Origin of the sequence: Pacificitalea manganoxidans (assembly GCF_002504165.1) — a bacterium.
Classification (GTDB): domain Bacteria; phylum Pseudomonadota; class Alphaproteobacteria; order Rhodobacterales; family Rhodobacteraceae; genus Pacificitalea; species Pacificitalea manganoxidans.
In genome coordinates this window covers 2,479,328-2,499,694 of sequence record NZ_CP021404.1, presented here as the reverse complement: position 1 = coordinate 2,499,694, position 20,367 = coordinate 2,479,328, and the positions used below count along the sequence as shown (strand labels likewise).

Here is a 20,367-nt window from a genome sequence, read left to right as displayed (position 1 = left end):
GCATGAGTGGTGCATCTTGCGCCATTGCCCAAGATAGACGGAGCGAGCCCGCATGGTTTCACGCGTCATTCCGGTCGATGCGTTCGATCTGGTGATTTTCGGCGGCACGGGTGATCTGGCCCGACGCAAGATCCTTCCGGGGCTGTATCGGCGCCTCGCCGCGGGGCAAATCCCGCCGGAGGCCCGGATCATCGGTGCGGCCCGGTCCGATATGGACGATGCGGCCTATCGCGAGATGGTGTCGGATGCGCTGGTCGATTTCCTGCCCAAGGGCGAGTTGAACGACGAGACGCGCGCGCAGTTTCTGAGCCTGCTGTCCTATGTCACGATCGACGCCAAGGGCACCGATGGCTGGGCCGAACTGGCCGGGCATATGCGCGACGGCGTGGTGAGCGCGTTCTATTTTTCTGTGGCCCCGTCGCTTTTTGGCGATCTGGCGCAGCGCCTGCATGAGCATGGCGTGGCCGATGAGGGCAGCCGCGTGGTGGTCGAGAAGCCGTTCGGTCATGACCGTGCCTCCGCCAAGGCGCTAAACCGCGATCTGGCCCAGCATTTCGACGAAACGCAGATCTACCGGATCGATCATTATCTGGGCAAGGAAACGGTTCAGAACCTGATGGCCGTCCGTTTTGGCAACGTGCTGTTCGAGCCGCTGTGGAACGCGCAATATGTGGATCACATCCAGATCACTGTGGCCGAAACCGTGGGGGTCGGCGGGCGCGGCAGCTATTACGACAAGTCGGGCGCAATGCGCGACATGGTGCAAAACCACCTGATGCAGTTGCTGTGCCTGATCGCAATGGAACCGCCGTCGCGATTCGACCCCGATGCGGTGCGCGACGAGAAGCTAAAAGTGATCCGCGCTCTCGATCCGGTGGAGCCGCACCATATCGTGCGGGGGCAGTATGATGCGGGGGCGGATACGCCCTCCTACCGGCAGGATGTCGAAGATCCGCGGTCGCTTACCGAAAGCTTCATCGCGCTGCGCACGCATATCTCCAACTGGCGCTGGGCGGGCACTCCGTTTTATCTGCGCACGGGCAAGCGGCTGAAGGCGCGCACCTCGGAGATCGCGGTGGTGTTCAAGGACGCGCCGCATTCGATTTTCGAGGATAGCGAGCGCACCCATCGCAACATCCTGTCGATCCGGTTGCAGCCGAACGAGGGCATGGAACTGGGCGTCACCATCAAGGAACCGGGGCCGGGCGGGATGCGTCTGATCGACGTGCCGCTGGACATGACATTTGCCGATGCGCTGGGCCCGGATGCCGACGATGTGCCCGACGCCTATGAGCGGCTGATCATGGATGTCATTCGTGGCAACCAGACGCTGTTCATGCGCGGCGATGAGGTCGAAGCGGCATGGGCGTGGACCGATCCGCTGATCGAAGGATGGCAACGCCGTGGCGATGTTCCGAAACCTTATGACGTCGGCTCGGTTGGGCCGGATGACGCCCTGATGTTGATGCATCGCGACGGGCGCCGCTGGAGGGAGATCAAGATATGAATATCGTCGAATATTCCGACCGCGAAGCCCTGATGATGGGCTTGTCGGACAGTGTGGCCAGCGAATTGCGCGCCGCACTGGCCGCCAATGACACCGCGACGCTCTGCGTGCCCGGCGGCTCCAGCCCCGGACCCGTTTTCGACACGCTGTCGGGCGTCAGCCTTGACTGGGCGCGGGTGGGCGTGGTGCTCAATGACGAACGGCTGGTGCCGGAGACGTCGAGTCGTTCCAACACCCGGCTGATCCGCGAGCGTCTGCTGGTGGAGAAGGCCGCAGTTGCGCGGTTTGTCAGCTTCATCCCCGTGACGGGCGATCCGTCCGATGTGGACGCCGAAGCGCAATCGGAGGCGGTGCGCCCGTGGCTGCCGATCACGACGCTGATTCTGGGCATGGGCGATGACATGCACACCGCGTCCCTGTTTCCCGGGGGCGATAATCTGGAGCGCGCGCTGGAGCAGCGCGATCCGCCGCTGATCACCATGCGGGCCGAGGGCGCGGGCGAAACCCGTATCACCCTGACCGCGCCGGTGCTGCGCGAGGCGATGCATACCCATCTGTTGATCATGGGCGAGGGCAAGCGCGACGCGTTCGAGCGCGCCCGTTCCCTGCCGCCCGAACAGGCACCGATCCGGGCGCTGTTGGCCGAGGCCACCGTGCACTGGGCTGCCTGAGACGACCCCCTACAAGGAGAGCACCCCCATGTGGGACAAGCTGAAAGCCCATCACGCGCAAGTCGCGGACCGATCCATCCTGTCGCTCTTCGAGACGCCCGACCGGGCCACCGGCTTCTCCGCCGAGGCGGGCGCGCTGCTGTTCGATTTCTCCAAGACCAATATCGACGCCGAAGGGCTGTCGCTGTTGATCGATCTGGCGGAGGATGCCGGGCTGGCTGAGCGCCGGGAGGCGATGTTCATCGGCGCGCGCATCAACGAAACCGAAGGCCGCGCTGTCCTGCACACGGCGCTGCGCAATCTGGACGCCACCCCGGTGGAGGTCGACGGCCAGGATGTGATGCCCGAAGTTCTAGAAACGCTCGACCGGATGGAGGCGTTTGCCTCGGACGTGCGCGCAGGCCGGTTCAAGGGGCAGGGCGGGGCGATCACGGATGTGGTCAATATCGGCATTGGCGGTTCCGATCTGGGCCCGGCGATGGCGGCGATCGCGCTGAAACCCTATGCCGACGGGCCGCGCTGCCATTTCGTGTCGAATGTCGATGGCGCGCATATCGCCGATACGCTGCGCGGGCTCGACCCGACCACGACGCTGGTGATCGTGGCGTCGAAGACATTCACCACCATCGAGACGATGACCAACGCCAACACCGCGCGCCGCTGGATGGCCGAGAAGGTCAAAGACCCGGCGGCGCAGTTCGTGGCCCTGTCCACCGCCGCGCGCCGCACCGCCGAGTTCGGCATCGCCGCCGAGCGCGTGTTTGGGTTCGCCGATTGGGTTGGCGGGCGTTATTCGATGTGGGGGCCCATCGGGTTGTCGCTGATGATCGCCATTGGCGGCGGCGATTTCCGCGCCATGCTGCGCGGCGCTCAGGCGATGGACCGGCATTTCCGCACCGCCGCCCCGGCGGAAAACCTGCCCGTGCTGCTGGCGCTGGTGGGGATCTGGCATCACCAGATCTGCGGCTACCCGACCCGCGCGGTGCTGCCCTATGAGCAGCGCTTGGCGCGGCTTCCGGCCTATCTTCAGCAGCTGGAGATGGAGAGCAACGGCAAGCGGGTGTCGATGGATGGCGAAGCGCTGCAGGTCGTGTCGGGCCCTGTTGTCTGGGGGGAGCCGGGCACGAACGGACAGCATGCGTTCTACCAGCTGATCCATCAGGGGACCGAGGTGGTGCCGTGCGAATTCATGTTCGCGGCCAAAGGGTTCGAATCCGATCTGCATTACCAGCATCAATTGCTGGTCGCCAATTGTCTGGCCCAGTCCGAAGCCCTGCTGAAAGGCCGTTCGCTGGACGAGGCCCGCGCGCAGGTGTCGGGCAAGTTCGAGGGCGAGGAGCTGGAGCGGCAGGCGCAGCACCGGGTTTTCCCCGGCAACCGCCCGTCCACCACGCTGGCCTATCCGCAACTGACCCCCGGCGTGCTGGGGCAGATCGTTGCGCTTTATGAGCATCGGGTCTTTGTCGAAGGCGTGGTGCTGGGCATCAACAGCTTTGACCAGTGGGGCGTGGAACTGGGCAAGGAACTGGCGAAATCGCTGGAGCCGATGGTCACGGGCGAGGCCGAGCCAGTGGGCAAGGACAGCTCGACCCGCCTGCTGCTGGACTACGCCAAAGCCAAAGCCTGAGCGCGCCCGCCGCTGGCGGTCTGACGACAAGCGACAAGCCGCGCCTCGGAGCAATCCGGGCGCGGTTTTTGCATGTCGCGCCGGGCAGCGCGCCTATCAGACTGGAAGGTTTTGGAAGCTGGAGCGGGTAACGGGAATCGAACCCGTAACAAGAGCTTGGGAAGCTCGTGTGATACCTTTTCACCATACCCGCGCAGGCCCGTATTTAAGGTTGCTGCGCGGGCAATGCAATCGGTTTTCGCATGCTCAGCGCCGTCTGCGGCGGCGTGTGCGTGTGCCATCGCCGTCACCTGCATTGAAGCGTGGCTCCGGCAGCGGCACGACCGAACGCAGCGTGGCAAACGGTGCGGTGGCGTGGGGGATCGCGTTGGCGGCGACGAAATGTTCCTGAAAGCGGGGTTCGACGGCTGTTTCCACCTTGGTGATACGGCGCACGGTCTGGTCAATTTCGGCCCGCTGGGCGCGGTTCAATAGCGCCATACGCGCGCCGGTGCCTGCGGCGTTGCCTGCGGAGGTGACACGGTCCAGAGCGACATCGGGGATCATGCCCAGCACCATCGCGTGCAGGGGGGAGATATGCGCGCCGAATGCGCCTGCCAGAACGACACGGTCGACGGTGTCGGTGCCGAATTCGTCCATCAGGAGCCGCGCCCCGGCATAGAGCGCGGATTTCGCCAACTGGATCGCGCGAATGTCGCCTTGGGTCACGGTGACGAGCGGGCCGCCTTCGGCGGTGCCGTCATGAATGACGTATTGATGGGTGCGCCCGTCGGAGATGCAGCGCGCGGTGCCGGTCTGTTCGGCCGATCCGATCAGGCCAGAGGGGTCCATCAGCCCGGCGATGCGCAATTCGGCCACGGCCTCGATGATGCCGGAGCCGCAGATGCCGGTGATGCCGCTGGCGGCTGTCGCCTCGGCAAAGCCATCTTCGTTCGACCACAGGTCGCAACCGATGACGCGAAAGCGCGGCTCCTTGGTTTCGGGGTCGATGCGGATTTTCTCGATCGCGCCGGGGGCGGCGCGCTGGCCCGACGAGATCTGCGCGCCCTCGAAGGCAGGCCCGGTGGGGGATGAACAGGCCAGCACGCGGTCGCGATTGCCGAGCAGGATTTCGGCATTGGTGCCGACATCGACGATCAGCACCAGATCTTCGGACCGGTCGGGCGCTTCGGACAGTGCCACGGCGGCGGCATCGGCCCCGACATGGCCCGCGATACAGGGCAGCAGATGCACCTGCCCCGCCGGGTGCAGGCCGGTGAGGTCCAGCGCCTCGGCGCTGAGATCAAGGCTGTCGGAGGTGGCCAGAGCGAAGGGCGCTTGGCCCAGTTCCACCGGATCGATGCCCAGCAGCAGGTGATGCATGACCGGGTTGCAGACGAACACGGCTTCGACGATCTCGGTCGTTGGGACATCGGCCTCCCCCGCCACGACGCGGGCGAGTTCGCTCAGTGCGTCGCGCACGGCGGCGGTCATTTCCGCAGCGCCGCCCTCGTTCATCATGGCATAGGAGACGCGGCTCATCAGGTCTTCGCCGAAGCGGATCTGCGGGTTCATGATCCCGGCGGAGGCCGCGACCGTGCCGCTGGTCAGATCGCAGAGATGCGCGGCGATGGTGGTGGATCCGAGGTCGATGGCGAGCCCCCAGAGCGGACCTTCGAACAGGCCGGGCCACAGGTCCAGCAGCTGCGCAGGGCCGTCCTCGACCGGCTGGTGCAGGGCGCAGGTGACCTGCCAGTTGCCCTTGCGCAGCGCCGTCTGGAGCTTCTGCAACACCGGCAGCGGCACCGAAAGCGCGGGGATGTCCCACGCGGCGCGCAGCGCGTCGGTTAGCCGTTGCAGATCGCCCGAGGGCTCGTGCATGTCGGGCTGTTCGACCTCCACCAACCGCAGGCGAGTGGCCGGGTCCATGACGATGTCGCGGGCGGTTGCTTCCTTACGGACGACCTGTTTGTGGACCTGACTTTCGGGCGGCACGTCCAACACCACGTCGCGCAGGATCTGCGCCTGACAGCCCAGCCGCCGCCCCGGTTTCAGGCCGCGTTTGCTGTCATACCGTTCTTCGACCGCGTTCCAGTCCGACAGGGCGTCCTCGGCCACCGTGACGCCGTGTTTGGAGAACTGGCCGTAGGAGGGGGCGACCTGACATTTAGAGCAGATGCCCCGGCCCCCGCAGACCGAATCGAGATCGACGCCAAGGCTGCGCGCCGCCGCCAGCACCGTGGTGCCGGGGGCGACGTGGCCGCGCTTGCCCGAGGGCGTGAAGATGACGAGCGGATCGTTGGCCATGGCTGGACGCTCAGCCGCGCCGACGACGCCGACCGCCGCGTCCGGCGCCTGCCGCAGCGGCGGCCTGAGCCGCTTCGGGGAAGGGCGTGCCTTCGCGGACCGCGTCCAAAACACGAGAGAAGCGGATCCATTCGCCGCCGTTGGGGTCATGGTTCATCAGCATGTTGGCGGCCTTCACGGCTTCCATTTCGACCGAGCGGACGGGGTTCATGATCGCGCTGGTCATGCCCGACGCGATGGCCATCGGCAGGAACGCCGCGTTGATGCCGTGGCGGTTGGGCAGGCCGAAGCTGACATTCGAGGCGCCGCAGGTCGTGTTCACGCCCAGTTCGTCACGCAGACGGCGCACGAGGGTGAACACCTGACGCCCGGCGGTAGCCATCGCCCCCACCGGCATCAGCAGCGGATCGACGACGATGTCATGGGCGGGGATGCCGAAATCGGCGGCGCGCTCGACGATCTTCTTGGCGACGGCAAAACGCACGTCGGGGTCTTCGGAAATGCCGGTGTCATCGTTGGAGATCGCGACGACGGGCACGTTGTATTTCTTGATGAGCGGAAGGACGAGTTCCAGACGCTCCTCCTCGCCGGTGACGGAATTGACCAGCGGGCGGCCATCGGCGGCCTCCAGCCCTGCTTCCAGCGCGCCGGGCACCGAGCTGTCGATACAGAGCGGCACATCGACCAGACCCTGCACCAGTTCGATCATCCGGCGCATCAGCGGCGGTTCGGTTTCGTTGGGATTGGGGTTGGAGTTGTAGACCACGCCCGCATTCACATCGAGCACCATCGCGCCGCAGGCGACCTGTTCCAGCGCATCGCGTTCGACGGTCGAAAAATCGCCCGCTTCCAGTTCGGCGGCCAGTTTCTTGCGGCCTGTCGGGTTGATGCGCTCGCCGATCACGCAGAACGGTTCGTCAAAGCCGATGGCCACGGTTTTCGTTTTGCTCTCGATCACGGTGCGGGTCATGGGGTCCTCGATGTTTCGGGCCGCGGGCGCGGCTGTGCAATGTCTCTAACGCAGCGGCGGCGTGCGGGCCACCGTCAACAGCCGGGCCGGGGTCAGTCCGGCGCGCGCCCGTCATTGTCGATCAGCGCCTTGAGCCGGGCGTTGTCATATTCCGCATCGATGCGGGCGGCCTCGGCGGCGGCGATTTCGGTCGGGTCACCATCGCGGGTGACCGGGTCGGCCTTGCGCCAGTCGGCCATATAGGCATCGGCATCCTTTGCGCCGACCTTCATCGCGCAGCGGTCGATGGCCTGCTCGAACCGTTCGGGCAGGGGGTGCTTTGCGCCACGGCGACCACGGCCGACGATGACCTGCGCAGGGATGTCGCGCCAATAGACAAGGGTAAGTTCGGGCATCGTGAGGCTCCGGGCTGACAGGCGATAAGGCAGGCGGAATGCGCCGCCCGTTCCCATGTCACCTACGTCCGCCGCGCGGGATATGCCACAGCGGCGGGGTCCCAAAATTCTCATGATCTACATGAAGCGGGCCGGGGGCGGCATCCCGCCTTGGTCAACGCAAGGTAAACGCCGCAATTCTTGCCAATCCTCCGGCGGAGGGCTAGGTTTCGGGGTAAGTTCAGAACCGGAGGGCGTAATCATGGCGCCCAAGCGTCCCAAGGGTGCGGGCGCGTTCCCGATGCCGGTAGATACCCCCGCGCCCGCAGTCGCGGATCCCGTCGCACCCTATGCGGCGCTGGATCTCGGCACGAATAGTTGCCGCATGCTTGTGGCCCAGCCGAAGGGCAGCCAGTTCCATGTGGTCGACAGTTTCTCGAAATCGGTGCAGCTTGGCACCGGGCTTGAAACGTATGGCCGGCTGAGCCGGTCCTCGATGCAGCGCACCATTCAGGCGCTGCGGATTTGCCAGAAAAAGTTTCAGAAGCACAAAGTGCAGCGCATGCGGCTGGTGGCGACCGAAGCCTGCCGCCGCGCCCGCAATGCCAGCGATTTCATCCGGCAGGTCGAGGTCGAGGTCGGCCTGAAGCTGGAAATCATCCAGCCCGAGGAAGAAGCGCGTCTGGCCGTGGTCAGCTGTGCGCCGCTGGTGTCCACCCGCACCGATCAGCTGCTGGTGGTCGATATTGGCGGCGGCTCGACCGAACTGGTGTGGATCGACCTGTCCCGCGTGCCGGGACCGGACCGGCCCCGCGCGATCATGCGGCTGCACAAGGGGTTCCGCACCGCCGACAGCCCCTTCCCGGCGGCGAAGGTTGTCGATTGGATTTCGGTGCCGCTGGGCGTCGCGACGCTGAAGGACCAGTTTCGCGATGTTGAGGATGACGCAGGCCGTTTCGCGCTGATGAGCTGGTTCTTCGAGGAGAACCTGACCGAGTTCACACCCTACCAATCCAATCAGGCGCGCGAGGGGTTCCAGATTATCGGCACGTCCGGCACCGTGACCACCGTCGCGGCGAGCCATCTGGGCCTGCGCCGCTATGACCGGACCAAGGTGGACGGGCTGCAAATGTCGACCGATCAGATCGACGCGGTGATCCGTTCCTATCTGACGATGGGGGAGGAGGGCCGCCGTGCCGATCCGCGCATCGGGCGGGACCGGCAGGCGCTGATCATGTCGGGCGCGGCGATCTTGCAGGCCTTGATGCGGGCATGGCCCACGGACCGGCTTTCGGTGGCGGATCGCGGGCTGCGCGAGGGGTTGCTCTACGCGCAGATGTCGGCGGACGGCGTGCTGGAAGACGGCCCGTTCTAGGCCCATGCTACACTGATGCGGGGCTTCCCTTTCTGGCTTGCCTGAAATACTTCCGCCGGAGGCATCTGGCCTCTTATCCGCTCGCAACCTCCGGAGATCAGCAATGGAAAAGAAAACCAGTGGCCGCGGCCAGCGCGATCTGCGGGTCAAGGTAAAGTCGGCCCGCGGGCGCAAGCTGTCGTCGACGCTATGGCTGGAACGCCAGTTGAACGATCCCTATGTGCAGCGCGCCAAGAAGGACGGCTATCGCGGGCGCGCGGCCTACAAGATCCTTGAACTGGACGACAAGTATCGGTTTCTCGTGCCCGGCGCGCGGGTCGTCGATCTGGGCTGTGCGCCCGGCGGCTGGTGTCAGGTGGCGGTCAAGCGCGTCAATGCGCTTGGCGAGAAATCAGGCAAGGCGATGGGCACCGTGCTGGGCGTCGATCTGCAACAGATCGAGCCGATCGCGGGGGCGGAGTTGCACCAGCTTGATTTTCTTGCCGACGATGCCGACGACCTTGTCAAAGGGTGGCTTGGCGGTGACGCGGATGTGGTGATGTCGGATATGGCGGCGTCTTCGTCGGGGCATAAGCAGACGGACCATTTGCGGATTGTCGCGCTGTGCGAGGCCGCCGCGCATTTCGCGTTTGATGTGCTGACGCCGGGCGGCACCTTTGTCGCCAAGGTTCTCGCAGGCGGGGCCGAGGGCGATCTGCAAAAGCTGCTGAAACAGCGCTTTACCAAGGTGGTCAACGTCAAGCCGCCCGCGTCACGCTCCGACAGTTCGGAAAAATTCGTCGTCGCCACCGGCTATCGCGGCGCCCCTGACCCGGAGAGCGACGATCAGGACAGCGCGGGTCCGCTGGGCTGAGCGCGCGGGTGTCGCGAGATTGCCCGCGATCCGCGCCGGTTTTCGCCCGATTTCTCTTGAAACCATCACGCAGGGGCCCTGACACTGGCCCCGCTGGAGGCAGGTGTGATGGGCGATGACAGCAGGGATGCAGCGGGGCCGGAGGGCGCGCGCGGGGCGGGTCCGCGTGTGACGCGGCGGCATGTGTTCTACATCCCCGGCTACGATCCCATCCATCCCCGGCGATACCGTGAGCTATACCGCCGCGAAGGCGCGGCGCAGGCGGCGCTGTCGGGTTATGAGATGTCGCAGCAGGCGCGGCGCGGTCCCGGCCCCTATGGCTGGTCGGTCACCGGAGAGATGGAAGGCGCGACCACCCGCGCCGAAATCGATGTGCTGGTCTGGTCCGACATTGTGCGCAAGTCGATGCGCAGCGGTATCCTCGCCACCTATGCGCAGCTGCTGCGGACGGCGTGGGTCTATGTGGGCACCGGTGCGCTGTTTCGACTGATGCGGCTGCGTAAGGGGCCGGTGATCGCCGCGCTTTACCCGGTGGGGGCGCTGGTGCTGCAACTGACGGTCGCGGTGCTGCTGGCTTGGGGCGCGGGGGCTCTGCTGGCGCTGCTGCATCCGCTGGCTGGGTGGCTGGGGCTTGTCGTGATCCCGGCGGTGCTGTGGTGGTTTCGCAAGCATGACAACCGCATGTTCGCCTATTACCTGATGCATGATTATGCGTTTTCGGCCCGATGGCGCGGTGCCAACCCGCCCGAATTGGAAGCGCGCATGACGGAGTTCACGCAGTTGATCGGCGCCGCGCTTCGCTCGGATGTGGAGGAGGTGCTGGTGGTGGGGCATAGTTCCGGCGCGCATCTGGGCGTGTCGGTGCTAGCCGATCTGATCCGCGACGGGCTGCTGCCAGAGCCGGGACCGGCGCTGTCGTTTCTGAGCCTGGGGCAAGTCGTGCCGATGATGTCGTTTCTGCCACGCGCGGAACGGCTGCGCGCCGATCTCCACGCGCTGTCGGCCTGCGACCGGATCACCTGGGTGGATGTGACCGCGCCGGGGGATGGCTGCGCCTTTGCCCTGTGCGATCCGGTTGCGGTGTCGGGGGTGGCGCCGCCTGCCAAACGCTGGCCTCTGGTGCTGTCGGCGGCCTTTACCCACACGCTCAGCTCCGCGCGGTGGAAGGCGCTGCGCTGGCGCTTCTTCCGGCTGCATTTTCAGTATCTCTGCGCGTTTGATCGGCCCGGCGCGTATGATTACTTCCGCATCACCGCCGGGCCGCAGACGCTGGCGCAGCGGTTTGCCGGGCGCCGCGCCTCCGCCAGCCGGATCGAGACGCCGGTGAACCGCTATACCTCCCTTACGGAGCCGTCGCGATGACCGGGCCTGCGCCACACCCGCCCAAGCCCGCCGCGCGCGAAGGCGATGCCTCGCTCTGGCGGCACATGCGGCTGTTTCGGGCGGATATTCTGAGCGCGCAGCCCGCGCGGCTTTACCGGGCATGGATGGCCGAATTTCGCACGCCGTTTTTCCGCTCCTTCCTTGTCAATCAGCCGGAGTTGATCCGCACAGTGCTGCGCGACCGGCCTGACGATTTTCCGAAATCCGACCGGGTGCGCGAAGGGCTGGCGCCGCTGCTGGGGGACAGCGTGTTCGTGACCAACGGCGCGCAATGGAAACAGCAGCGGCGCATCATCGACCCAGCGTTTGAGGGGGGGCGGCTGCGCGACAGCTTTCCCGCCATGCAGGACGCCGCACGCGCTACGGTCGCGCGTTTAGATGCCCGGCTGGACGCGCGGCTGGACGGGCAGGGTGCGGTGCTGGAGATCGAGGCGGAGACAAGCCATGCCGCGGCTGATGTGATTTTCCGCAGCCTGTTTTCGATCCCGATCGAGCATGAGATCGCCGCGCAGGTGTTCGACCGGTTTCGCGCCTATCAGCGGGCGCAGCCGCTTTTGAACATCGCCGCTTTCGTGCCGCTGCCGCGCTGGCTGCCACGGCTGCACCGCCGCCGCACGCGCAGGGCCGCGCAGGAAATCCGCGACCTGATCGCCCGGCTGACCGAGGCCCGCGCCGCCGAGATCACAAATGGCACCGCGCCCGACGATCTGGCGACGAAAATCATGACCACCCCCGACCCGGAAACCGGCAAGCGGTTCACGCCCGCCGAGATGGTCGATCAGGTGGCGATCTTCTTTCTGGCGGGGCATGAAACATCGGCCTCCGCACTGGCTTGGGCGCTTTACCTGCTGGCCACCCATCCCGAAGCGCAGGCCCGCGTCGCAGCGGAGGCGGCGGCACTGCCCGCAAATCCTGGCTTCTCCGATCTGTCGAAACTGGGCTTTACCCGCGATGTGTTCCGCGAGGCACTGCGGCTTTACCCGCCGGTGCCGATGATGGTGCGGGAGGCCGCGCAGGCGGAGCGTTTCCGCGACCGTGAGGTGCCGCGCGGCGCGCAGATCGTGCTGAGCCCGTGGCACCTGCACCGGCAGACCCGGCTGTGGGACAATCCCGACGGGTTCGATCCTGCCCGCTGGCAAACGCCCGCAGGGCGTGCGTCGGCCCGTGACGCCTATCTGCCGTTTTCGGCGGGGCCGCGGGTTTGTCCGGGGGCGGGGTTTGCGATGGCCGAAGGCGTGCTGCTGATGTCGGCCATCGTGGGGGCGTTTCGGCTGTCGCCGGTGGAGGGCCGGGTGCCGGTGCCGGTCGCGCATCTGACGGTGCGGGCGCGGGACGGCATCCACCTGCGGCTCGCGCGCCGCTGAGCGCCGGAGGCCGATGCGGTTGGCGCTAACACTATGAAAACGCCGCGCGTGGGGATTGTGGCGCGTCATTGCGCGGGATAAACCGCCTGCGACCGTATTGCAGGAGGACCACATGGCCGACACCCGCACCGAAACCGACAGCTTCGGCCCGCTCGAAGTCCCCGCGGACAAGTATTGGGGCGCGCAGACCCAGCGCTCGATCATGAATTTCCCGATTGGCTGGGAAAAACAGCCGGTGGCGATCGTCCGGGCGCTTGGCGTCATCAAGCAGGCCTGCGCGATGGCGAACAAGGCCAATGGCGGTCTGAAGGATGACATCGCCGACGCGATCATCACCGCCGCCTCCGAAGTGGTCGACGGCAAGTTCGACGATAACTTCCCGCTCGTCGTCTGGCAGACCGGCTCGGGCACCCAGTCCAACATGAACGCCAACGAGGTCATCGCCAACCGCGCGATCGAAATCCTCGGCGGTGAGATCGGCTCCAAATCGCCGGTGCACCCCAACGACCATTGCAACATGGGGCAGTCGTCCAACGACACGTTCCCGACCGCGATGCATATCGCCACCGCGATGACCGCGCGTGACGTGCTGCTGCCGGGTCTGGAAAAGCTGCACACCGCACTGGAGCGCAAGGTCGCGGAGTTCGACGGCATCATCAAGATTGGCCGCACCCACACGCAGGACGCCACCCCGCTGACGCTGAGCCAGGAATTTTCCGGCTATGCGCATCAGGTGAAGATGGGCCTGAAGCGTGTGCGCACCGCGCTGGAGCATATCCACGAGTTGGCGCAGGGCGGCACGGCCGTGGGCACCGGGCTGAACACCCGCGAGGGCTGGGCCGAGACGGTCGCCGCCAACATGGCTGAGATCACCGGCATCGATTTTGTCACCGCCCCCAACAAGTTCGAGGCGCTGGCCGCCCATGACGCGATGGTGGAGATGTCGGGCGCGCTGAAGACCGTCGCGGCGAGCCTGTTCAAAATCGCCAATGACATTCGTCTGCTGGGCTCCGGCCCGCGCTGCGGTCTGGGCGAGTTGATCCTGCCGGAGAACGAGCCCGGCTCCTCGATCATGCCGGGCAAAGTCAACCCGACCCAGTGCGAGGCGCTGACGCAGGTCTGCGCGCATGTGATGGGCAACGATGCCGCCGTCGGTTTCGCCGGCAGCCAAGGGCATTTCGAACTGAACGTGTATAAGCCGATGATGGCCTATAACGTGCTGCAGTCCATGCAGCTTCTGGGCGATGCCTCGGTCGCGTTCACCGACAACCTCGTCGATGGGCTACAGGCCGATAAGGTCCGGATCGAGAAGCTGATGCGCGAGAGCCTGATGCTGGTCACCGCGTTGGCGCCGACCATCGGCTACGACAACGCGACCACCGTCGCCAAGACCGCGCATAAGAACGGCACCACGCTGAAGGAAGAAGCGGTGAAGCTGGGCTTCGTGGACGAGGAGACCTTTGAGAAGGTCGTGCGCCCCGAAGACATGGTTGGCCCCAAGCAGGGCTAAGCCTTGGCCGACACGCCCATCAACCTCAACCGGGTCCGCAAGGAGCGGGCCCGGTCCGCGCGCAAGGCTGCTGCGGAGCGCAACGCGGTGCTGCATGGCCTGACGAAAGCGCAGAAAACCGCCGCGCGTGGCGAGGCGGAACGGATCAGCAAACTGCACGATGCCGCACGGCGCGACGATAGCGCGCCGGATCGCACGACGACTGGATATGCTGCGCCCGAACATCCCGCGCCGGACCACAGTCCGAGCGATCACCCCGCGCCGGACGATCCCGAGCACAGGTGACGTTTCCGGCGCGATCGCCTATGGCTGATCCATGACCCGCCCCCGCAAACATTCCCTGACCCTGTCCGGCCACCGCACCTCGGTGTCGCTGGAGGATGAATTCTGGATCGCGTTCCGCGAAATCGCCGCCGCTCGGGGGCAGCCGATCAATGCGCTTGCCGCCGAGATCGACGCGGCGAGGGGCGTCGATATGGGGCTTGCCTCCGCCATCCGTCTTTTCGTGTTGCGAGACTACCGCGCGCGGCTGGGATTGAGGTAGGCGGCGTATTCGTTAATCGCGGGCGGTGACTGTCCCGGCCCGCGCGCGGTGGCGCAGCAGGTGCGTTTGACGGCAAGGATTTACCTACACAGGGCGCTTTAACGTAAAAGGGGCGGACCATCAGGTCCGCCCCTTTCACACATCTCGTGCCATGCGTCAGGCGAAGCTGCGTGTCAGGAAGTCGGGCATGTGATCGCCCATGCCGACAACAGCGTCGTCACGGCGGTCGGACTTGTTGCCGGACTTCCGGCCACGGCCCCCGCGCGAGCGGTTTGAGCGATCGTCCTTGTCGGAGCGGCTTTCGGGCTCCCGGCGCGCTTCCGGCTCGGACCGGGGTTCCGGGGCGGGCTCGTTTGCGGGGGCTGCGGCCTGCGGGGCCACGGCTGTGTCCTGAGCCACGTCTTCGACCACGGGGGGCTCCGCTACGGGTTTCTGCGCGGCGGTCTTCCGCGACGAGCGGCGCGACCGGCGCGGGGCCGGGGCGCTGTCCTCGGCGGTGTCGCGGCTGCGCGCGTGGGCGGGTTCAGCTGCGACATCGACCTGCGTGGTGGGCTCCTGCGTTGCGGGCGCGGCGTTGGCCTCAGCCACGGGGGCCGGGCTGTCTTGCTTATCCGCAGGGGTGTCGGCTGCCGGGGCGCTGTCCTTGCGCCGCACGCGGCGGCGGGTGCGCTTGGGCTTGTCCTCGGTTGCCGCTTCGGGCGCCTCGGCCACGACCGGATCGTCCGAGCCGGAGGCCCCGCCCAGCGGGCTGTCTACCAGCGGGATCTGCTGACCGACGAGCGTCTGGATCGCGTCGAGATATTTCTCGTCATACTGCGTGGCGATGGTGAAGGCCTTGCCCTTGCGACCCGCGCGGCCGGTCCGGCCAATGCGGTGCACGTAATCCTCGGCGTGGCTGGGCACGTCGAAGTTGAAGACATGGCTCACCGCCGGAATGTCGAGCCCGCGCGCCGCCACGTCGGAGGCGACGAGGAAGCGGATCGAGCCATCGCGGAAGCCGTCCAGCGTCCGGGTCCGGTGCGACTGGTCTAGATCACCGTGGATCGGCTCGGCATTATAGCCGTATTTTTTCAGCGACTTGGCGACCACATCCACATCGACCTTCCGGTTGCAGAAGATGATGGCGTTTGAGCAGGCGTCGCCTTCGGCCTCGATCACGGCGCGCAGGATGTTGCGCTTCTCGTTCATCGCGCGGTCCTTGCGCGAAGCGCGATGCTGGATCAGGGCCTGCGCGATGGTGTCGGACGTGGTCGACTGACGCGCCACTTCGACCCGTGCGGGGCCGGAGAGGAACGTGTTGGTGATGCGCTCGATCTCGGGCGCCATCGTGGCGGAGAAGAACAGCGTCTGACGGGTAAAGGGCGTCAGGTTAAAGATACGCTCGATATCCGGGATGAAGCCCATGTCGAGCATCCGGTCGGCTTCGTCCACGACCATGATCTGCACGCCAGTGAGCAGCAGCTTGCCGCGCTCGAAATGGTCCAGCAGGCGGCCCGGCGTTGCGATCAGAACATCGACGCCCCGGTCAATCAGCTGGTCCTGCTCCTTGAAGCTGACACCGCCGATCAGCAGCGCCTTGGTCAGTTTGGTGTGCTTGGCGTAGATGTCGAAATTCTCGGCCACCTGCGCTGCCAGTTCACGGGTCGGAGCCAGAACGAGGCTCCGCGGCATCCGCGCCCGGGCGCGCCCGCGCTTGAGCAGGGTAATCATCGGCAGGGTGAAGGAGGCGGTTTTGCCGGTGCCGGTCTGAGCGATGCCCAAAACGTCACGTCCTTCGAGCGCCGGGGGGATCGCACCCGCCTGAATAGGCGTGGGCGTCTCATAGCCGGCTTCGTCAATTGCTTTCAGCACCTTGGGATCAAGGCTGAGGTCGGAAAACTTGGTCATATGCGTCCATCGTGAGCGGCATATCGGGCCGCGTGGGTGGGACGCAATCTGAACGCCCCGGCGTCATCCGCCCCGAACGGGGCACGAATCTCCGCCCCGGCTGGGGTCGGATCGTCAGGAAACTCCGGCTTGATACGGGCCGGTCGGCACGCTCCGCCGGTCGATCCGAGAATCTGCCCCGGCCGGAGTTGCAGGCTGACCTATCTCATTTACCGCGTCAGGTCAACGAAAAGGCAATTTTCCAAAGGGTTTGCCACGGCCCGCTCCCCCCGCACCAGCCGGGGTGGGTTCGCCCGGCAGGTTTGGGCAATATTGCTGCGGCTGTGCAACTTGCCGCGTGTCTCTGCGTTGTTACGGCGAAGGCAGACAGAAGGAGATTTCACATGCCGACGAAAAAAGGCTCCGCGAAATGGATGGGTGGGCTGAAAGACGGCAAGGGCCGTATCACGCTTGAAAGCGGCGCGATGTCCGATCAGCCTTACGGCTTCAACACCCGGTTTGAGGATGGCGCTGGCACCAATCCCGAGGAGCTGATCGGCGGCGCGCATGCTGCGTGCTTCTCGATGGCGCTGAGCAATATGCTGGGCCAGGAAGGGATCACCGCCGATTCCATCGAAACGACGTCGGCTGTGACCATCGACATGCAGGGCGATGGGCCGAAGATCACCAAGGCGCATCTGACCACGGTGATCTCCGCCGATGCGGACGAGGCGAAGATCCTTGAGATCGCGGAGAAAGCCAAGGAAGGCTGCCCGGTCTCCAAGGTGCTGAACTGCGACATCACGATGGATGCCAAAGTGGCGTGATCCTGCGGGATGTTTCATGATGTAGAGGAAGCGCCGATCCGCAAGGGTCGGCGTTTTTTCGTGCCGTGGGGGCTTGAGCGGGTGCGGGCACGCCAAGCTGCGGCCTAAGCGCATCCTCTCTCAGAGGGCCGAAGGCCGAGAGAGCGAGCGCCTGCCCGTCCCGGCGGGTTGGCGCTTGGCCGCGTCATGCTGACCTCGGAACGAGGAGGGTCTTGGCTGACATAAAGCGCGCGCCGTTCAGTCGTTGCAGCGCCATCCCCGGGCAGGCTGGAATTGTGCAGCAAAGAAACCGTTGCGGCAGCGCGCCGCGGAGGCGGGGCGCGACCGTCAGGGCCAGACCGACCCATGCGCGCCGCGCTCACCTCAACCCATCATTTCCTTGGTATTGCTCAGCGTCACATCGGGATAGTCGCGGGCCACTCGGTCGATGTCCCATTGCAGGCGGGTCAGGTAGACCATGTCGCCGTCGTTGTCTTCGGCCATGTGGCTTTTGTTGGCTGCGGCGAATTTCTCCACCGCCTCGCGCGCGCCGTGGACCCAGCGGGCCGAGGTAAATTGCGTGGGTTCAAACCGCACCGGCAGGCCGTATTCCATCTCGATCCGGCTGGCGAGCACCTCGAACTGAAGCTGCCCCACCACGCCCACGACAAAGCCGGAGGCCAGCACCGGCTTGAAAACCTTGGCCGCGCCTTCCTCGGCGAATTGCATCAGGGCCTTTTCCAAATGCTTGGCCTTCATGGGATCGCCCGCGCGGCAGTTTTGCAGCAATTCGGGTGCAAAGCTCGGAATGCCGGAAACGCGCAGCGCCTCGCCTTCGGTCAGCGTGTCGCCGATGCGCAATTGCCCGTGGTTGGGGATGCCGATGATGTCGCCGGCCCAAGCCTCTTCTGCCAATTCACGGTCGGAGGCGAGGAACAGCACCGGGTTCGACACTGCCATTGGCTTCTTGGTGCGCACATGGGTCAGCTTCATGCCGCGTTTGAAATGCCCAGACGCCATGCGCAGAAATGCCACCCGGTCCCGGTGTTTGGGGTCCATGTTGGCCTGCACCTTGAACACAAAACCTGCGACCTTGTCTTCCTCGGGGGCGATCTGGCGCGGCTCGGCGGCCTGCACCTGCGGCTCGGGGCCATAGGCGCCGATGCCATCCATCAGCTCCTTTACCCCGAACGAATTGATGGCGGAGCCGAACCAGATCGGCGTCAGCGTGCCGTCATGCACGGCTTGCAGATCGAGCGGCGGCAGCAATTCGCGCGCCATCTCCACCTCCTCGCGCAGCTGTGCCAGCAGATCGGCGGGGATGTGTTCGGCCATTTTCGGGTCGTCGAGCCCGTCTATGGAGATGCTTTCGGCCACGCGGTTCCGGTCGGCGCGGTCCATCAGTTCCAACCGGTCGCGCAGCATGTCGTAGCAGCCGAGGAACTCGCGCCCGGTGCCGATGGGCCAAGAGGCGGGCGTCACGTCGATGGCGAGGTTTTCCTGAATTTCGTCGATGATCTCGAACGTATCGCGGCTTTCGCGGTCCATCTTGTTACAGAAAGTCAGGATCGGCAGGTCGCGCAGGCGGCAGACCTCGAACAGTTTGCGGGTTTGGCTCTCCACGCCCTTGGCCCCGTCGATCACCATGATCGCGGCATCGACGGCGGTCAGCGTGCGATAGGTGTCTTCGGAGAAGTCCGAGTGGCCCGGCGTATCGACAAGGTTGAACCGGAACTTCCCGAAATCGAACGACATGGCCGAGGCGGAGACGGAAATCCCGCGGTCCTTTTCCATCTGCATGAAGTCCGAGCGGGTGCGCCGGGCTTCGCCCTTGGCGCGGACCTGACCAGCCATCTGGATGGCACCCCCGAAAAGCAGGAATTTCTCGGTCAGCGTGGTCTTGCCCGCATCCGGGTGCGAGATGATCGCAAAGGTGCGGCGCCGCGCGATTTCGGCGGGCAGGGCAGGGCGGTTGGTGGCGGCGTCGGGCATGGCGGATCTCGATCAGGCTGGGGCAGGCAGGGGGCAGGGGGCGGAGTTCAGGCAGGCTGCGTGGGCATCAGCCATATAGCTCCTTTGCCCGCCGCTCGAACGCGCGCACGATCCGCTGCATCGCCTCGTTGAAGAACAGCCCCGCCGCGCCTTGCAGCAGCGCGTTGCGAAACTCGAAATCGACATCGAACGACACCTCGCAGCCGCCTTCGACATCGGCAAAGCCCCATGTGCTTTCCATGTAGCGGAACGGGCCGTCGAGATAGGCGGTGTCGATCCGCGATCCGTCCTGCCACAGCGTGACGCGGCTGGTGAAGCGTTCGCGGAACACCTTGAACGAGATGACCAGATCGGCGTCCATCACCTGCGTTTCGCCGTGATCCGTCGTCTCGCGCACCCGCGCCGCGGCGCACCACGGCAGAAATTCGGGATAGCTGTTCACATCGGCCACCAGATCGAACATCTGGCGGGCGGTATAGGGCAGGGTGCGGGTTTCGGAATGTTTGGGCATGAACCTGTCTGTGGCTGATCGCATCTGTTGTGCAAGCGGGACTGTCCCGTTATCTCCGGCCTCACGCGCCGAAGTTCAAGGGTCTACCATGCCACAACCGCCTTATGCCATCGATCAGATGATTTCCGCCAAGGCTATCGCCGCCCGGATCGAGCATCTCGCCCGCGAGATCGAGGCCGAGTTCGCCGATACCAGCAAGCTTGTGGTGGTGGGGCTGCTGCGCGGCTCGTTCGTGTTCATCGCGGATCTGGTCCGCGAACTCGACCTGCCGGTGGAGGTCGATTTTCTCGAAGCGTCATCTTATGGCGATGCGATGACCACCTCGCGCGAGGTGCGTATCCTGAAGGATCTGCGTGGCGAGATCGGGGGCCGCGATGTGCTGGTCGTCGAGGATATCGTGGATACTGGCTGGACGCTAAGCCATGTGATCCGCCTGCTGCAATCGCGCGAGCCGAACCGTCTGGCGACCATTGCCCTGCTGGACAAGCCCGCGCGCCGCGAAGTGGACGTGAAAGCGCGCTGGACCGGGTTCGAGATCCCCGATGAATTCGTCGTGGGCTACGGCATCGATTACGCGCAGCGCAATCGCAACCTGCCGTTCATTGGCAAGGTGCGCTTTACCGAGTGACGCCAGCGCGGTCCTGTCGCCCATGGCTGACGGGGTGCGGTGAGGCAAAGCCTGCGGTGCCGGGCGTGTGTGGTGCCGGGCGGTCTGGCTGCTTGCCCGC

18 protein-coding genes and 1 tRNA gene are annotated in these 20,367 nt (G+C 65.5%); 12 read left to right on the top strand and 7 right to left on the bottom strand.

The window, feature by feature from the left end; all coding sequences use genetic code 11:
* Positions 1-52: 52 nt before the first annotated feature.
* Genes zwf through pgi form a run of 3 tightly spaced genes read left to right on the top strand, consistent with a single transcriptional unit; the run spans position 53 to position 3,805 of the window.
* Positions 53-1,507, top strand: coding sequence for a glucose-6-phosphate dehydrogenase (gene zwf, locus CBW24_RS11310; RefSeq protein ID WP_088661539.1), 1,455 nt, complete (start codon positions 53-55; stop codon positions 1,505-1,507).
* Entirely contained in the window at positions 1,504-2,178 is a 675-nt protein-coding gene (gene pgl / locus CBW24_RS11305; protein ID WP_088661540.1) for a 6-phosphogluconolactonase, read from the top strand. Before zwf ends, pgl begins: the two co-directional genes overlap by 4 nt.
* Positions 2,171-3,805, top strand: a complete 1,635-nt coding sequence (pgi, locus tag CBW24_RS11300) for a glucose-6-phosphate isomerase (protein ID WP_269779770.1) — start codon at positions 2,171-2,173, stop codon at positions 3,803-3,805. The genes pgl and pgi overlap by 8 nt, the downstream gene beginning before the upstream one ends.
* A gap of 119 nt (positions 3,806-3,924) precedes the next feature.
* Here the strand turns inward: pgi and CBW24_RS11295 are convergent.
* The 4 genes from CBW24_RS11295 to CBW24_RS11280 all read right to left on the bottom strand — a co-directional run bounded on the left by CBW24_RS11295 (position 3,925) and on the right by CBW24_RS11280 (position 7,456).
* Positions 3,925-3,998, bottom strand: a tRNA-Gly gene (locus CBW24_RS11295).
* A gap of 53 nt (positions 3,999-4,051) precedes the next feature.
* The gene (locus tag CBW24_RS11290; RefSeq protein ID WP_097373642.1) at positions 4,052-6,091 is read right to left on the bottom strand and encodes an ASKHA domain-containing protein; all 2,040 of its coding nucleotides are present in this window, start codon (positions 6,089-6,091) and stop codon (positions 4,052-4,054) included.
* A 10-nt stretch (positions 6,092-6,101) separates the two neighbouring features.
* Positions 6,102-7,061, bottom strand: coding sequence for a methyltetrahydrofolate cobalamin methyltransferase (locus tag CBW24_RS11285; RefSeq protein WP_088661543.1), 960 nt, complete (start codon positions 7,059-7,061; stop codon positions 6,102-6,104).
* Positions 7,062-7,153: 92 nt separating this feature from the next.
* Entirely contained in the window at positions 7,154-7,456 is a 303-nt protein-coding gene (locus tag CBW24_RS11280; RefSeq protein ID WP_088661544.1) for a virulence factor, read from the bottom strand.
* Positions 7,457-7,697: 241 nt separating this feature from the next.
* Between CBW24_RS11280 and CBW24_RS11275 the strand changes: the two genes are divergently transcribed.
* The 7 genes from CBW24_RS11275 (at position 7,698) to CBW24_RS11245 (ending at position 14,464) form a co-directional block, all read left to right on the top strand.
* Entirely contained in the window at positions 7,698-8,810 is a 1,113-nt protein-coding gene (locus CBW24_RS11275) for a Ppx/GppA phosphatase family protein (protein ID WP_097373641.1), read from the top strand.
* 103 nt (positions 8,811-8,913) lie between these two features.
* Entirely contained in the window at positions 8,914-9,663 is a 750-nt protein-coding gene (locus tag CBW24_RS11270; protein ID WP_088661546.1) for an RlmE family RNA methyltransferase, read from the top strand.
* Positions 9,664-9,771: 108 nt separating this feature from the next.
* Positions 9,772-11,025 (top strand): hypothetical protein, encoded by a 1,254-nt coding sequence (locus tag CBW24_RS11265; protein WP_097373640.1) that lies wholly within the window; start codon positions 9,772-9,774, stop codon positions 11,023-11,025.
* Positions 11,022-12,410, top strand: coding sequence for a cytochrome P450 (locus CBW24_RS11260; RefSeq protein ID WP_097373639.1), 1,389 nt, complete (start codon positions 11,022-11,024; stop codon positions 12,408-12,410). Before CBW24_RS11265 ends, CBW24_RS11260 begins: the two co-directional genes overlap by 4 nt.
* A gap of 112 nt (positions 12,411-12,522) precedes the next feature.
* Complete coding sequence (gene fumC / locus CBW24_RS11255; protein WP_097373638.1) at positions 12,523-13,920, top strand: class II fumarate hydratase; 1,398 nt, start codon at positions 12,523-12,525, stop codon at positions 13,918-13,920.
* Positions 13,921-13,923: 3 nt separating this feature from the next.
* Positions 13,924-14,205, top strand: a complete 282-nt coding sequence (locus CBW24_RS18780) for a DUF4169 family protein (RefSeq protein ID WP_097373637.1) — start codon at positions 13,924-13,926, stop codon at positions 14,203-14,205.
* A 31-nt stretch (positions 14,206-14,236) separates the two neighbouring features.
* Positions 14,237-14,464 carry a ribbon-helix-helix domain-containing protein gene (locus CBW24_RS11245; protein ID WP_097373636.1) on the top strand — a complete coding sequence of 76 codons (228 nt, stop codon included), beginning with the start codon at positions 14,237-14,239 and terminating at the stop codon, positions 14,462-14,464.
* 156 nt (positions 14,465-14,620) lie between these two features.
* Here CBW24_RS11245 and CBW24_RS11240 read toward each other — a convergent pair whose 3' ends face one another.
* Positions 14,621-16,351, bottom strand: a complete 1,731-nt coding sequence (locus CBW24_RS11240) for a DEAD/DEAH box helicase (protein ID WP_097373635.1) — start codon at positions 16,349-16,351, stop codon at positions 14,621-14,623.
* A gap of 383 nt (positions 16,352-16,734) precedes the next feature.
* On the opposite strand from CBW24_RS11240, the gene CBW24_RS11235 reads away from it, so the two are divergent.
* Positions 16,735-17,157: an OsmC family protein gene (locus CBW24_RS11235; RefSeq protein WP_088661553.1), complete on the top strand. Its 423-nt coding sequence runs from the start codon at positions 16,735-16,737 to the stop codon at positions 17,155-17,157.
* Positions 17,158-17,520: 363 nt separating this feature from the next.
* Here CBW24_RS11235 and CBW24_RS11230 read toward each other — a convergent pair whose 3' ends face one another.
* Entirely contained in the window at positions 17,521-19,128 is a 1,608-nt protein-coding gene (locus CBW24_RS11230) for a peptide chain release factor 3 (RefSeq protein ID WP_097373634.1), read from the bottom strand.
* Positions 19,129-19,195: 67 nt separating this feature from the next.
* Positions 19,196-19,639, bottom strand: a complete 444-nt coding sequence (locus CBW24_RS11225) for a type II toxin-antitoxin system RatA family toxin (RefSeq protein WP_088661555.1) — start codon at positions 19,637-19,639, stop codon at positions 19,196-19,198.
* Between the two features lie 88 nt (positions 19,640-19,727).
* On the opposite strand from CBW24_RS11225, the gene hpt reads away from it, so the two are divergent.
* Positions 19,728-20,267 carry a hypoxanthine phosphoribosyltransferase gene (hpt, locus tag CBW24_RS11220; RefSeq protein ID WP_088661556.1) on the top strand — a complete coding sequence of 180 codons (540 nt, stop codon included), beginning with the start codon at positions 19,728-19,730 and terminating at the stop codon, positions 20,265-20,267.
* Positions 20,268-20,367: the final 100 nt, after the last annotated feature.